The organism is Streptomyces odontomachi (assembly GCF_024435355.1).
Classification (GTDB): domain Bacteria; phylum Actinomycetota; class Actinomycetes; order Streptomycetales; family Streptomycetaceae; genus Streptomyces; species Streptomyces odontomachi.
In genome coordinates, this window is the sequence record NZ_JAMJWG010000013.1 from 284,677 (window position 1) to 299,358 (window position 14,682).

A 14,682-nucleotide genomic window follows, 5' to 3' on the forward strand; every position below is an offset into this window, starting at 1 on the left:
GGCCGCTCACCACTCGATGCCCTTCTGGCCCTTCTGGCCGGCGTCCATCGGGTGCTTGACCTTCGTCATGTCGGTCACGAGGTCGGCGCAGTCCAGCAACGCCTGCGGGGCGTTGCGGCCGGTGATGACCACGTGCTGGGTGCCGGGGCGGTCACGGAGCACGGCGACCACCTCGTCGGTGTCGATCCAGCCCCAGTGCAGCGGGTAGGCGAACTCGTCGAGCACGTACAGCCGGTACGTCTCGGCGGCGAGGTCGCGCTTGACCTGCTCCCAGCCCTCGCGGGCCTTCCACTCGTTGGTCTGCTGGGCACTCGCACCGTCGTCGCCGGCGCGCTGGATCCACGACCAGCCCTCGCCCATCTTGTGCCAGGCCACCGTGCCGCCCTCCCCGGATGCGCCCAGCACCTTGAGTGCGTTCTCCTCGCCGACCCGCCACTTGGCCGACTTGACGAACTGGAACACCCCGATCGGCCACCCCTGGGTCCAGGCCCGCAGGGCAAGGCCGAACGCGGCGGTCGACTTGCCCTTGCCGGTGCCGGTGTGGACCAGCACCAGGGGGCGGTTGCGGCGCTGGCGGGTGGTGAGGCCGTCGTCGGGGACGACGGAAGGCTGTCCCTGGGGCATTACGCGGCCCTCCTGTCGGATCGGTTCATGGTCCGGAAGCGGGCTCCGCCGGGGCCCGCGGTGTCACTGCCGCCGACCGTCCGCGCGCCGCGCGCTCCCGGCGCCCCGGCGCTGCGGACGTCCCTGACGAGCCCGCTGAGCGCCTCGGCGCGCAGCTCGCCCAACGTGACCGTGGCGCCGCCGAGTTGCCCGGCGAGCCGGCCGGCGAGCCCCAGCCGTACCGGGCCCGACTCGCAGTCCACCACCACCGACGCCGTGCCGTCGCCGGCGAACAGCCCGGCCGCCCGGCCCGCGCGCCCGAGCGGGTCCGCGCCGCCGGTGGCCCGGCCGTCCGTGACGACCACCAGCAGCGGCCGGCGCGCCGGGTCCCGCAGCCGCTCCACCCGCAGCACCTCGTGGGCGCGCAGCAATCCGGCCGCCAGCGGGGTGCGGCCGCCGGTCGGCAGCGACGTGAGCCGTGCCGCGGCCGTGTCCACGGACGACGTCGGCGGCAGCGCCACCGCGGCGGCCGTGCCGCGGAACGTCACCAGGCCGACCTTGTCGCGCCGCTGGTAGGCGTCCAGCAGCAGGGACAGCACCGCGCCCTTCACCGCGCTCATACGCCGCCGCGCCGCCATCGATCCTGAGGCGTCGACGACGAACAGCACCAGATTGCCCTCGCGCCCCTCACGCACCGCCTGCCGCAGATCGTCACGGCGGACCAGCAGACCGGTGCCGGTGCGCCCGCGGGCCCGCTGGTGCGGTGCCGCCGCCCGCACGGTGGCGGCCAGGTGCAGGGCCGTCAGGGCACCACGCGGGCGGCGTGCGCCCGTCGTGCGACCCTGCTCGGTGCGCGCACGCGACCGCCGCCCGGCCGCGCCCTCGCCGATCCCCGGCACGGTGAGCAGCTTCGTGCGGAACGGCTGCGCGGCCTGCACCGGCGGCTGGTCCGCCCCGTCCGTCCCGGGCGGCGGGCCCTGCGCGGGGACGGCGGGGGCGTCACCGGCCCCGGCGGGTTCGGGCGGCGGCCCGGTGGTGTCAGGACCGGCGGGCGGCGCGGCACCGTCCGGGGGCGACGTGCCCGGGCCGGGAGGGGCGGCGCCCCCGCCAGGGCCGTCGGGGTCGTCATCGGGACCCTCGGGGCCGTCGGGGTGGTCGCCAGCCGTGTCCCGGCCGTCCTCGGACGTGCCGTCCTGACCGTCACCGCCACTGCCACCCGGCGGATCCTGTGGGGGGTCGTCCGGGCCGAACTCGTCCAGGACCTCGTCGAGCCGGTCCTCGTCGAGTCCGGGCGCGTCGAAGGGGTTACGACGGCGCCGGTGCGGCAGCGCCAGCAGCGCGGCCTGCCGGACGTCCTCCCGGAGCACTTCAGTACGGCCCGCCCAGGCGGCCAGGGCGGTCGCGGTGCGGGCCATCACGATGTCCGCGCGCATCCCGTCCACCTCGAACGCCGCGCAGGTCGCCGCGATCTGCCGCAGCACCCCGTCGCCGAGGCGAACCTCGGGCAGCAGCCGTCGCGCGGCCATGATCCGGGCGCGCAGCGCGGCCTCCTCGTCGGCCCAACGGGCGGCGAACGCCCCGGCGTCCGCGTCGAAGGCGAGCCGGCGCCGCACCACCTCGGCCCGCTCGTCGGGTTCCCGGGACGCGGCGACCTCCACCGTCAGGCCGAACCGGTCCAGCAGCTGCGGACGCAGCTCGCCCTCCTCCGGGTTCATGGTGCCGACCAGCAGGAAACGCGCCGCGTGCCGTACCGAGACACCCTCACGCTCCACGTACGAGGAACCCATCGCGGCGGCGTCCAGCAGGACGTCGACCAGGTGGTCGTGGAGGAGGTTGACCTCGTCGACGTAGAGGATCCCGCGGTGTGCGGCGGCCAGCAGGCCCGGCTCGAAGGCCTTCACGCCCTCCGTCAGGGCCTGTTCGATGTCCAGCGAGCCGACCACCCGGTCCTCGGCGGCGCCGACCGGCAACTCCACCATCGGCGTGGGCCGCTCGACGCCCGGGCCGCCCTCGTGCGGGCCGTCCGGGCAGCCCGGGTCCGGGGCGGCGGGATCGCAGCCGAACCGGCAGCCGGCGACCACCCGCACCCCCGGCAGCACCGCCGCCAGGGCGCGCACCGCCGTGGACTTCGCCGTGCCCTTCTCGCCGCGCACCAACACGCCGCCGATCTGCGGCGACACCGCGTTCACCAGCAGCGCGAGCCGCAGGTCCGCCATGCCGACGATCGCGGTGAGCGGATAGGGGGCGTTCACGGGGGATCACTCCATTCGGTGGTGAGGTCCGGCTTGCGGCTTGCGGGGTGTGGGTGGCTGGGGCGCGTGCGCAGCCTGCCGGCGCGGGTGGGCGTGCGCCGGAGTGCGCGTGACGGGACGCCCCTCACGGCACCCCGGGTGGCACGAACGGCAGCCCCGGTGGCGGTCCCGACTCGATGAGCCGCCACAGCGCGTCCGTGTCCGCGTGCTCCTCGATCAGGTCGCCGAGCAGGTCGAGCTGCTCCTCCCGCAGTGCGGCGAACGAGGTGTCGGGGGCCGGTACGAATCGCCGTCCCGCAGCGGCCGCGACGGCCCGCAGGAAGGCCCGCCGAAAGCCGTCCGACTCCAGGGAGCCGTGCCAGTGGGTGCCCCACACGGCACCCACCCGGCAACCGTCCAGGAACGGCTCGCCGCCCTGCACATCGGCCACCCCGTGATGGATCTCGTACCCGTCCACCGGTGCGCCGAGCGCCTGCCCGGACGGCCGGGCCAGGGTCTTCTCGGGCGCGAAGCGCACCCGGACGGGCAGCAGACCAAGGCCCTCCACGGTGCCCGCGCGGGACTCCACCCGGTCCTCGATCTGCTCGCCCAGCACCTGGAAGCCGCCGCAGATGCCCAGCACCGGCCGGCCCTCGGCGGCCCGCCGGGCGAGCTCGGCGGCGAGACCGCGCTCGCGCAGCCAGTGCAGTGCGCCGACGGTGCCGCGGGTGCCCGGCACGATCACCAGGTCCGCGTCGGCGAGCTCCGCGGCCCGGTCCACGAAGCGGACCACGACCCCGGGTTCGGCCGCCAGCGCGTCCACATCGGTGAAGTTGGACATCAACGGCACCGCGCACACCGCCACCCGCAGCACGTCCGCACCGACCGGCGAGTCCACCGGCGACTCGCGGACCGCACCCCGGAGCGACACCCTCAGCCCGTCCTCCTCGTCGATGCCGAGGCCGTGCCGGAACGGCAGCACCCCGTACGTGGGCCGGCCGGTGAGGTCGCGCAGGGTCCGCAGGCCGGGGTCAAGGAGGGTCACGTCACCGCGGAACTTGTTGATCAGGAATCCGGCCACCAGCTCCTGGTCGGCCTTGCTCAGCAGGGCGAGCGTGCCGAAGAAGGAGGCGAAGACGCCGCCGCGGTCGATGTCGCCCAGCACCAGCACGGGCAGCCGGGCGGCTCGCGCCAGGCCCATGTTCACGATGTCGGCACGGCGCAGATTGATCTCGGTCGGCGACCCGGCGCCCTCGCAGACCACCACGTCATGGTCGTCCCGCAGCTGTTGCAGGCAGTCCAGGACGGTGGGCAGCAGCAGCTCCCGGCGCCCGCCCCGGAGCATCGGACCGGGCCCGGCCGGCGCGCCCTCGGACGCCGCCGGCCCCGTCTCCGTCCCCGCAGGGCTCCCGAAGAATCCGCGGGCGCTCAACTCACCCACCGGCCGGCCCATCAGGACCACCTGGCTGCGCTGGTCGCCGCCGGGCTTGAGCAGGACCGGGTTCATCAACGCGGTGGGTTCGACGCGGGCCGCCTGCGCCTGCATCGCCTGCGCCCGGCCGATCTCGGCGCCCTCCCGGGTGACGAACGAGTTCAGCGACATGTTCTGCGCCTTGAACGGCGCCACCTTCACCCCGCGCCGTACCAGCCACCGGCAGATCCCGGCGACCACCACGCTCTTCCCGGCGTCCGACGCGGTCCCGGCCACCAGCAGCCCGCCGCTCATGCGTGCACCCCCGCCGTCATCGCGCCTGGCCTGCGGCCACCGCGGATCGTCAGGCCGGGAGCCGCCGGCAGGTGCGCCGTCGCGCGATGGGCGTCCCGGCGCGCGGTCGCCCATGCCCACCCGAGTCGTGCCACGGTGAGCGCCAGTAGCGCGGCCCAGTTCACCCGCCGGGACAACCGCACCGCCCGTGTGATGTCCGGCACGTCGACGTCCCGCCCGGTGCCGTTCAGCACCGGCCGCTCCTCGACGCGGCCGCCGTACGAGAGGGTGCCCCCGAGCCGTACGCCGAGGGCGCCGGCGAAGGACGCCTCGACGACGCCCGCGTTCGGGCTGGGATGGCGCCCGGCGTCGGCGCGCCAGGCGCGCAGGGCTGTCGCCGGGCGTGCGCCGGTGAGCGCGGCCAGCACGGCTGTCAGCCGGGCGCCTGGCCACCCCGCGAGATCGTCGAGCCGGGCCGCCGCCCAGCCGAACCGCCGGTAGGTGGGGGAACGGTGACCGACCATGGCGTCGAGGGTGTTGACGGCGCGAAAGCCCACCAGGCCCGGCACCCCGGCGACGGCCCCCCACAGCAGGGCGCCCACCACCGCGTCGGAGGTGTTCTCGGCGACCGACTCCACGACGGCGCGCGCGATCTGCGGCCCGTCCAGCGCCTGCGGGTCCCGCCCGCACAGATGCGGCAACCGCTGCCGGGCGCCCTCGACGTCCCCGGCAGCCAGCGCGGCGCCGATCGCCTGCGCCTCCCGGGCCAGGGAGGTGCCGCCGACGACCGCCCAGGTCGCGGCGGCCGTCAGCGCGGTGGACGCGACGGGGGAGCGGCGCACGGCGCGGACGGCGAGTGCGGCGAGGCCGATGGCGCCGCCGGCGCATACGACGGTGTGCAGGGCGCCCCATCCGCGGTGGTCGCGCCACAGGCGTTGCTCGACGGCACCGGCGGCGCGCCCGAACGCGGCGACGGGGTGGCCACGGCGCGGATCGCCGAGCAGCAGGTCCCCGAGCAGCCCCGCGCCGGCACCGGCGACAGGGACGAGGGTGACGGGGGAGACGAGGGTGGCGGGGGAGGGGAACCCACGCCGGCGGCAGAGCGCGCGCCGTCCCGGCATCGCTTTCGTGTCCTCACTCAGGGTCCGCGCCCTGGATCGACGTCAGCGACGGCGAGAGTCTCCTGGCTCCCGGATCCGCGGCTCCTCCGGCCTTCCAACCCTGGATCCCCCCGGCTTTTCAGGGCGCTGGGGGTAGGGGTCGTGGCCTTCGTTGGGGGAGCGCTCCCCGGTGACAGTGGCGGGACCGCGCCGGATTCGCACCGGCTTCCTCTCTGCCGCCGTAAGTGGCCCCGGCAGTTCACCATGCCCGGTGAACACCCGTCAACCAGCCGTTGACCTGCGACGAAGCCAAGGGCCCGGCGTACCTGCGGATACGCCGGACCCTGGGTCCACGCTGTTCCCCGGCGAGCTCAGCCGACGTGCGGAGCTCAGCCGACGATGAGGAAGATCCCGCAGCCGACCGCCGCCACGCAGAGCGCGAAGCACGCGTACGCGCCCACGGCTGCCAGCGGTGCCGTGCCGCCGTTCGCCGTTGCCGCCTCCTGTTTGGACAGGCCGGCGACTCCGAGCGCGAACAGGCCCACGAGGGCGACGGTGGTGATGAGGCTGACTCCGAGTACGGAGCCGAGTGCTGCCCAGTCGATATGCATGGCGGTCCTGTCGGTCGAGCCCTACACGGGGGCGTGATCGGAGGATTCGGACGGTGAGTCGGTCCGGGCGGAGGCGGGGGAGGGGAGCAGGCCGCCGGGGGTGCCGGCCGGCTGCTCGGTGGTGGAGGACGGGAGGGGGCTCTGCGGCGCCCGGTCCTGCGCTGTGCTGACCGGCGGCGGGGTGACGGCGGCGATGGCGGTGGTCACCACTCCGGGCGCCTCCTCGGTGTCGGTCACCGGGGCGTTGACGTTCTTGCGGTCCACCGGCTCACGGCGGGACAGGACGTAGATCACGACGGCCCCGGTGACCAGCAGGACGCCGGTCACCGCCACGCCCCAGCCGCCACGCCGGGTCAGGAACTCCGCGCCCGCGCCGACCAGGCCCGCGGCGGGCAGCGTCAGGACCCAGGCGACCAGCATCCGGGTGGCCGTGGACCAGTGGACCACCCCGCCCTTGCGGCCCAGGCCCGAGCCGAGCACCGCACCGGAGCAGACCTGCGTGGTGGAGAGGGTGAAGCCGAGGTGGGACGAGGCCAGGATGGCGGTCGCCGCGCTGGTCTGGGCGGCGAAACCCTGCTGCGGCGACAGCTCGGTGATGCCGCGGCCCAGGGTGCGGATGATGCGCCACCCACCGAGGTAGGTACCGCAGGCGATGGCCACTCCCGCGGCGGTGATGACCCAGATCGGCGGAGCCGAGCCGGGTGCGAGGACGCCCTGCGTGACCAGGGCGAGTGTGACGATGCCCATGGTCTTCTGGGCGTCGTTCGTGCCGTGCGCGAGCGCCACCAGAGCGGCCGAGGCGATCTGTCCGGCCCGGTAGCCCTTGGAGGTGGCGTCAGGCTGACCGGCGGTGGCGTCGGTTCCGCTGCGTTTCCCGACGGCGTAGGTGACCCGGGTGGCGAACATCGCGGCGAGTCCCGCGACGAGTGGGGCCGCAGCCGCCGGCAGCAGCACTTTGGTGACGACCGTCGAGCCGTTCACGGCGGACCAGCCGGCGGACATCACGGCCGCGCCGATCAGCCCGCCGAACAGCGCGTGCGAGGAACTGGACGGCAGGCCGAAGAGCCAGGTGACGAGGTTCCACAGGATGGCCCCGACCAGCGCGGCGAAGATGACTTCGGTGCGGATGCCCTCTTCGCGGACGATTCCGCCTGAAATGGTCTTGGCGACCTCCACGGAGAGGAATGCCCCGGCGAGGTCCAGGGAGGCGGCCATGGCGACGGCCGTCATGGGCTTGAGGGCGCCAGTCGAGATGGTGGTGGCCATCGAGTTGGCGGTGTCATGGAAACCGTTGGTGAAGTCAAACGCGAGAGCGGTGACGATGACGATCCCGAGGAGAAGCGAGAAGTGTTCCATTTACCCAGGCTTCTGTCGTGGGTCACAGGCTCGTTGAACGTAAGTAACCAGGGTGAACATCAGATGAACTGAGCACGGCGCGAGGATGTCCGAACGGTGGCATGCGCCTGCGGGGCGAGTCGGGGCCGGAACAGCTGTTTCGCTTGGTTCTCGAGCGGCGGGCGGGGTGCCGGCAGCCCGCAGGGTGTCCGAAACCCGATCGCGTTCCCGTAGACGACGATATAGCCGATTCCGGGCGTTTCCCTCCGCCGAAGATCAACGTGCTGACGCACTCAGCGCTCGCTCGGCGCTTCGGCTGCGGATACGTGCGCGGGGTCGCCGCCGGGGGTGTACGCATGATCCCCGCCCGGCGATGGCAGGATCACCCGCATGGTGCACACGACGGCCGGTGGGCCGGAAGAGGACACAACCGCGGCCGCGGCCGCGGACCCGGCCCTGCTCACGGCGGAGCTGGCGCGGGCCTGGGACGCCCTGGTCGCCACCGCGCGCAGGACCGTCACCGACGGACTGGTGGTCGGCACGTCGGGCAACGTCTCGGTACGGGTCGGCGACACCGTCCTCGTCACCCCCAGTGGCGTACCCTACGACCGGCTGGCCCCGGAAGACGCCCTCGGCGTCGACCTGAACGGCACACGGGTGCTCGGCACCCTCAAGCCCACCAGCGAACTTCCGATGCACCTGGCGGTCTACCGCGCCACCGACGCCGCCGCCGTGGTGCACACCCACGCCGTGCACGCCACCGCGGCCTCCACCCTGGTGACCGAGGTGCCGTCCATCCACTACATGACCGCGGCGCTCGGCGGCCCCGCCCGGGTCGCCCCGTACGCCCTGTACGGCACCGAGGAGCTCGCCGCGAACATGCTCCGCGCCCTTCGGGACCGCACCGGCTGCCTGCTCCAGAACCACGGAACCGTCGCCTACGGCGCCACCCTCGACCAGGCCTACGACCGCACGGCCCAGCTCGAGTGGATGTGCCGCGTCTGGCTCACCGCCAGCGCCCTTCCGGACCGTTCGCCCTCGCTGCTGACCGCGGAGCAGGTCGAGGCCGCCGGGAACCAGCTGCGCGGCTACGGCCAGCAGGACCGCTGACGGCCACCGGGATGACCGGCCGTCGGGCGCTCAGCCGGGCGGCCGGCGGCCACTCGGGCGGCTGACGGCCCGTCGGGCCGCGACCGGAGCACCCCGCTGGCCGCGACCGCCCCGAACGCGGACACTGGACGGGTGCGCACCGCCAGAGCAACGACCGGGACCCGGACCCCAACGGCCATCGGAGCGGGGGCGAACGGCCGTGCCCGCCCCGGCGCGGCGGCGTCGGCGAGAACGGCCGCCGCCGGGCTGCGGGCCACCACGGGCCCCGGCGCCGTGGCCGCGCGGCTGACGGCCGCCGCCGTCACCGCCGTGCTCGGCGCGGGCGCCGCGGCCGTCGCCGCCGGCCGGTACGCCGGCGACGCCGTCCTGCGGATCCGCCCCGACCGGCCGCTGCCCACCGAGCCCCGCCTCACCGTGCACGCCGTCACCGCCGACCGCATCACGCTCACCCGCGACCTCGCCTCGGTGCGCCGCGGCGTGTACGGCGTCATGGCCGGCGTCCCCGGCGGCAGCCACGCCGTCGTCGGCCCCGTCGACGAGAAGGCCCCGCACACCGCCGACACCGTGGTGCGCCGGCTCGAACGCACCACCCGCGGCAGCCTGGCACCGGGCACGAAGGTCTGGTTCACGCCCCAGGTGCACACCGGCGACCCGCGCAGCGCACTCGGCATCGACCACACCGACGTCGACATCCCCGGCGAACTCGGTCCGCTGCCCGCCTGGTTCGTGCCCGCCGCCCGCGCCACCTGGGTGATCACCGTGCACGGCCTCGGCACCACACGCGAACACCCCATGGCCGTCATGGAGTTCCTGCACCGCCACAAGTTCCCGGTGCTCACCCCGACCTACCGCGGCGACCCCGGCGCGCCGCGTTCCCCGGACGGGCGGGGCCACCTGGGCGAGACCGAGTGGCGGGACGTGGACGCGGCGCTCGGCTACGCGGTGCGCCAGGGCGCCCAGCGCGTGATCCTCTACGGCTGGTCCACCGGCGCCACCATGGCCCTGCACACCGCGGCCCGCTCCCCGCTGCGGGACCGCATCGCCGGTCTCGTCCTGGACGCGCCGGTGCTCGACTGGGAGGCCACCCTGCGTGCCCTCGCCGCAGCCCGGCACACCCCGCGTCCGCTGCTGCCGCTCGCGGTGCGCGCCGCCCAGGGCCGTCGGGATTCGGCCGTCGACCGCGTCCCGCCGGCCATCGCCCCCGACGCCGTCACCGTGCCCACCCTCCTGGTGCACGGCCCGGACGATGCGATCGCCCCCTGGGAGCCCTCACTGCGGCTCGCCGACCGCCTTCCCACCCTGGTCAGCCTGCACACGGTGCGCGGCGCACCGCACGGCGCCTCATGGAACGCGGACCCGGAAGGCTACGAGGAGGCGCTGCGACGCTTCCTCATCCCGCTCACCTAGGCCCGGTGTCCGGCGCCGGCCCGCTGCCCCGCCGCCCGAGCACGTCACCCGCACACGCAACGGACGGCTCCGGCGTCCCTCCTGGCGCGTCGGGCACTGCCCAGCAGGCTGTGTCGCGCTCTGTCAGGGCCTTCCGCTTAGGTTCGGTACATCCCGCTTGATGCGACTTCACCAGCGCGTTGTCGCCTATGGCCTCCCATTCCGTTTGGGATTTCCGAGCGTCAACAGGAAGACTGCTCTTGTGACGTCCCGAACTCCGCGCGACTCCCGGCTTCGACTCGTCCGCTCACGACCGCTGGGCACCGCTTCTCGCACGGTGTCCGAAAGGCGCTCACGGCGCGCGGCGCCCCCGCCCCCGGAGGGCACCCCGCCCCCCGCGGAACTGGCCCGCATGGCGCGCCGCGGCCTGGCCGGTGCGGTACGGATCGCCCTCTGGGCCGACCGCGCCCTCGGCCCCGGCCGGAGCGACACCACGGACGGTTCGGGCACCCTCGGCGACGTCACCGCCGAACGGGCCGCCGCCGACCTCGGCCTGACGCTGCGGAAAGTGCGCGCCGACTGGGACACCGCCCGCCTCGCCGGCCTCGTCGAAGTGCACGGCGGCTGCGCCCGCCCCGGCTGGCGGCTGCGCGCCTGGGACCGCGACGACAGCGCCGTGCTGCGCGGCTGGGTCGCCCTCTTCGACGCCTGGTCGCTGACCGGTACCGCACCCGACGGCCTCTCGCCCGCCACCGTCGCGGAAGTCGTCGAGGCCATGCCGCAACTGCTGTCGCTGCTCCAGCTCTCCGCGGGTCCCGTCCCGGTGACCCAGCTCCTCGACCTGCTCGCCCAGCGCGTCACCGAACTGCGCAACGAGCGCTGCGAGATCCCCTACGGCCCGCAGCCGCAGCCGGCCACCGACCCCGACGCACCGCTCGCCCCGCTGCTGGACTGGGCCCTCGACGCCCTCGCCGGGGTCGGCGCGCTGACCTCAGCGGAGGGACAGGTCACGCTCACCCCGCTGGGCAGCTGGGCGGTCTGGGTCAAGCTGGAGCAGATCTGCGTCGCGGCCCAGAGCCCCGCGGGCAACATCGAGCGGCCCGCCGAGGACATGCTGCGCGGCTGCGCCGGCCTGCGTCCGAACGCGGCACGCGCCGAATACCGCGCCTGGCTCGCCGCCCGACCGGTGGGCAGCGCCGTGACGGACCTGCTGACCGCGGCACGCGGCGAGGACGCCCTGCTGCGCGGCCTGGCCTTCGACTGCCTGCGGGTCGTCGGCGCCCCCGCCGAACCGGACGTCAGAGCCGTCCTGGAGGAAACCTCACTGCGCCCCTACGCCCTGCTGTGGCTCGCCGAGCACGAGGGCGCCGACCCCGAGGAAGCGCACACCGTGCTCACCCGTGACGAGGCGACCTGGCTGTGGGTGGACACCGCGGCCGCCGTCGCCGACCACGGTGAGGCCCCGCTGCTCGTGCGCCACCTGGAGTCCGCCGTCCAGGGCACGGTGCCGGCGCTGCTGGACGACGTACGGGCCCTCGGTCACCCGCGCACCGTGCAGGTGCTGGTCGCCCTGGCCGCCGCGCACCCGGACCCGGCCCTTGCGAAGGCGGTGCGCCGTGCCGCGTTCCAGGTCCACCACGGAGGGGTGTAGCACCCCGTGAAGGCGGCGTCTCACGCCATCCTCGGGCTGTAGGTGCCGAAGCTCCACACGTTGCCCTCGAAGTCCCTGACCAGGTAGTCCCGTGAGCCGTACTCCTGATCGGTCGGCGGCATCAGGATGTCCAGGCCGTGCTCCGCCGCCCGCCGGTGGTGCGCGTCGACGTCGTCCACGACCACGTACACCCCTGCGGGCCCGGCGCCGCCCATCGACGCGTCGAAGACCCCGCCGCGGCCCCGGGTGCCGAGCATCACACCGCCGTTGCCCTGGGCGAGCTCGGCGTGCATCACCGCGCCGCCGCCGTCCTCGTACACGTTCACCTCGGTGAACCCGAGGCCCTCCGTGAGCTGCTGGATGGCCGCCCGCGCGTCGTCGTACAGCAGCGTCGGGAAGACGGTCGGGCGCCGGTGCGCCCCGATGTCCTTCAAGCCGGTGTCCGCCATGCCCCTCACTCCTCCTGCGCATCGCGCCGGGCCGCCGCCCGTCCCGTTCATCCTGGTCCGTGGGGCGCACGGCGGCGCAGGGCGGCGGTCCGAACGGGCGAGGCGGACGCCCGGGGCGATGGCTCGGTGCGCCGGTGGACCGGAGCCGGGAGGACGGGGCGCCCGGAGGGCTCGACGGTGACGCGCGTACCGGCCCCTGGAGGCCCGCACCGCCACAGGATGAGACGTGGCTCACGGCGGCAAGGCCGGCCGATACCGAAAAACCGTTTGCCAAGGGCCGTTAGAATTCTCGACATGGCCATTCTCCTCGCGCACTAGACGGCGTGACCCCCGCCCGTCGCCGTTCCCGGCGCGTCTTCGCGCGCCCGGCCGCGGCGGCACGTGCGGTACCGCCCCCGCCACGTCACGTCCGCCTTCCCCCTCTCGCCCTGGAGTCTGTCCGTGATCACCGCTTCCGGTATCGAACTGCGCGCCGGTGCCCGCATCCTCATCGAGTCCGCCACCTTCCGGGTCGCCAAGGGCGACCGCATCGGCCTCGTCGGCCGTAACGGCGCGGGCAAGACCACGCTGACCAAGGTGCTCGCCGGTGAGGGCATCCCCGCCGCCGGCACCGTCTCCCGCGGCGGCACCATCGGCTACCTCCCCCAGGACCCGCGCACCGGCGACCTGGAGATGCTGGCCCGCGACCGTGTCCTGTCCGCCCGCGGCCTGGACGCGCTGATCCGCAAGATGCGGGAGAACGAGCAGCGCATCGCCACCGGCCAGGGCGCCACCCGTGAGAAGGCCCTGAGGCAGTACGAGCGCCAGGAGACCGAGTTCCTCACCAAGGGCGGATACGCCGCCGAGGCCGAGGCCGCCACCATCGCCGCCGCGCTGAACCTCCCCGACCGGGTGCTCGGCCAGCCGCTGCACACCCTCTCCGGTGGTCAGCGGCGCCGGATCGAGCTGGCCCGGATCCTCTTCTCGGACGCCGACACCCTGCTCCTCGACGAGCCCACCAACCACCTCGACGCCGACTCGATCGTGTGGCTGCGTGACTACCTGAAGAGCTACCGCGGCGGTTTCATCGTCATCTCGCACGACGCCGACCTCGTCGAGACCGTCGTCAACAAGGTCTTCCACCTCGACGCCAACCGCTCCGTGATCGACATCTACAACATGGGCTGGAAGCTCTACCAGCAGCAGCGCGAGTCCGACGAGAAGCGCCGCAGACGAGAGCGGCAGAACGCGGAGAAGAAGGCCGCCGCGCTGAACGCGCAGGCCGACAAGATGCGCGCCAAGGCCACCAAGACCGTCGCCGCGCAGAACATGGCACGGCGCGCCGAGCGGCTGCTGTCCGGCCTGGAGGACGTCCGGCAGGCCGACAAGGTCGCCAAGCTGCGCTTCCCCGAGCCCGCACCGTGCGGCAGGACCCCGCTCATGGCCGAGAGCCTGTCCAAGTCGTACGGCTCCCTGGAGATCTTCACCGACGTCGACCTCGCCATCGACAAGGGCTCCCGCGTCGTCATCCTCGGTCTGAACGGCGCCGGGAAGACCACCCTGCTGCGGCTGCTCGCCGGCGTCGAGAAGCCCGACACCGGTGCCGTCACCGAGGGTCACGGCCTCAAGCTCGGCTACTACGCCCAGGAGCACGAGACCCTCGACCCGGAGCGCACGGTGCTGGAGAACATGCGCTCCGCCGCGCCCGACCTGGACCTGGTCCAGGTGCGCAAGGTGCTCGGCTCGTTCCTGTTCTCCGGCGACGACGTCGACAAGCCGGCCGCAGTGCTCTCCGGCGGCGAGAAGACCCGGCTCGCGCTCGCCACCCTCGTGGTCTCCTCGGCCAACGTGCTGCTGCTCGACGAGCCCACCAACAACCTCGACCCGGCCAGTCGCGAAGAGATCCTCGGCGCACTGCGCACCTACAAGGGCGCGGTCGTCCTCGTCACCCACGACGAGGGCGCCGTCGAGGCGCTCCAGCCGGAGCGGATCATCCTGCTCCCGGACGGGGTCGAGGACCTGTGGGGAGCCGGGTACCAGGACCTGGTCGCCCTGGCCTGACGGCGCCCCGGCAGGCGACCGGCCGCCGTGCCCGTCGCCCGGCACGGATGGGATCCGGCCCGCCCGGGCCGCCCACCACGCCCGGCGCCACCCGCCCGACCTGGCCGGACCGGCGGGGCTGACCAGCCCCAGCCGGTCATCCTGGCTGATCCATAGGCCTGATCACTACGGATTGGATCATTCGGCCGATCGGTGATCCACCATCTGTGTGAGATCGCCTCGTACAACGGTGTGTCGGTCACAGAGAGCATCCTGGACGCTTCCCGGCCCCGTCCCTTCCTTCCAGCGACCCCGCTGAGCTGGGGTTATCCTGGTAACTCCGTTCCGTTACCGCCCATCGAGGCTTCGGAATTGATCGCTCCGGTTGTGCTGATCGTCTTTTCTGGCCCGAACCTTGTCGTACGGACCTTGCCGAATGGGTGGCCAGGAAGCGCGGTAGGGGTGATCATGAGAGTCCAGAG

Annotated in this window: 11 protein-coding genes and 1 riboswitch; of the genes, 4 read left to right on the plus strand and 7 right to left on the minus strand. The window is 74.0% G+C overall.

Annotated features, from left to right (window positions below; translation table 11 throughout):
• Positions 1–6 precede the first annotated feature (6 nt).
• The 6 genes from cobO to NQO67_RS25980 form a co-directional block, all read right to left on the minus strand.
• On the minus strand, positions 7–624 hold the full coding sequence (gene cobO / locus NQO67_RS25955; RefSeq protein ID WP_255952667.1) for a cob(I)yrinic acid a,c-diamide adenosyltransferase: 618 nt from the start codon (positions 622–624) through the stop codon (positions 7–9).
• Complete coding sequence (locus NQO67_RS25960) at positions 624–2,855, minus strand: putative cobaltochelatase (RefSeq protein WP_255952668.1); 2,232 nt, start codon at positions 2,853–2,855, stop codon at positions 624–626. The genes cobO and NQO67_RS25960 overlap by 1 nt, the downstream gene beginning before the upstream one ends.
• 124 nt (positions 2,856–2,979) lie before the next feature.
• Positions 2,980–4,560 carry a cobyric acid synthase gene (locus NQO67_RS25965; protein WP_255952669.1) on the minus strand — a complete coding sequence of 527 codons (1,581 nt, stop codon included), beginning with the start codon at positions 4,558–4,560 and terminating at the stop codon, positions 2,980–2,982.
• Complete coding sequence (locus NQO67_RS25970; RefSeq protein WP_255952670.1) at positions 4,557–5,660, minus strand: cobalamin biosynthesis protein; 1,104 nt, start codon at positions 5,658–5,660, stop codon at positions 4,557–4,559. Before NQO67_RS25970 ends, NQO67_RS25965 begins: the two co-directional genes overlap by 4 nt.
• A 35-nt stretch (positions 5,661–5,695) precedes the next feature.
• A riboswitch (cobalamin riboswitch) is annotated at positions 5,696–5,919 on the minus strand.
• A 109-nt stretch (positions 5,920–6,028) separates the two neighbouring features.
• The gene (locus tag NQO67_RS25975) at positions 6,029–6,250 is read right to left on the minus strand and encodes a hypothetical protein (RefSeq protein WP_255952671.1); all 222 of its coding nucleotides are present in this window, start codon (positions 6,248–6,250) and stop codon (positions 6,029–6,031) included.
• A 21-nt stretch (positions 6,251–6,271) separates the two neighbouring features.
• Positions 6,272–7,606: an inorganic phosphate transporter gene (locus NQO67_RS25980; protein ID WP_255952672.1), complete on the minus strand. Its 1,335-nt coding sequence runs from the start codon at positions 7,604–7,606 to the stop codon at positions 6,272–6,274.
• 369 nt (positions 7,607–7,975) lie between these two features.
• On the opposite strand from NQO67_RS25980, the gene NQO67_RS25985 reads away from it, so the two are divergent.
• The 3 genes from NQO67_RS25985 to NQO67_RS25995 all read left to right on the plus strand — a co-directional run bounded on the left by NQO67_RS25985 (position 7,976) and on the right by NQO67_RS25995 (position 11,732).
• A complete protein-coding gene (locus NQO67_RS25985) occupies positions 7,976–8,695 on the plus strand; it encodes a class II aldolase/adducin family protein (protein ID WP_255952673.1) in 720 nt (239 codons plus the stop codon).
• A 273-nt stretch (positions 8,696–8,968) separates the two neighbouring features.
• The gene (locus tag NQO67_RS25990) at positions 8,969–10,102 is read left to right on the plus strand and encodes an alpha/beta hydrolase family protein (protein WP_255952710.1); all 1,134 of its coding nucleotides are present in this window, start codon (positions 8,969–8,971) and stop codon (positions 10,100–10,102) included.
• Positions 10,103–10,343: 241 nt separating this feature from the next.
• The gene (locus NQO67_RS25995) at positions 10,344–11,732 is read left to right on the plus strand and encodes a hypothetical protein (RefSeq protein WP_255952675.1); all 1,389 of its coding nucleotides are present in this window, start codon (positions 10,344–10,346) and stop codon (positions 11,730–11,732) included.
• 20 nt (positions 11,733–11,752) lie between these two features.
• Here NQO67_RS25995 and NQO67_RS26000 read toward each other — a convergent pair whose 3' ends face one another.
• A complete protein-coding gene (locus tag NQO67_RS26000) occupies positions 11,753–12,181 on the minus strand; it encodes a VOC family protein (RefSeq protein ID WP_255952676.1) in 429 nt (142 codons plus the stop codon).
• Between the two features lie 441 nt (positions 12,182–12,622).
• On the opposite strand from NQO67_RS26000, the gene NQO67_RS26005 reads away from it, so the two are divergent.
• Positions 12,623–14,221, plus strand: coding sequence for an ABC-F family ATP-binding cassette domain-containing protein (locus tag NQO67_RS26005; protein ID WP_255952678.1), 1,599 nt, complete (start codon positions 12,623–12,625; stop codon positions 14,219–14,221).
• The last annotated feature ends 461 nt before the right edge of the window (positions 14,222–14,682 follow it).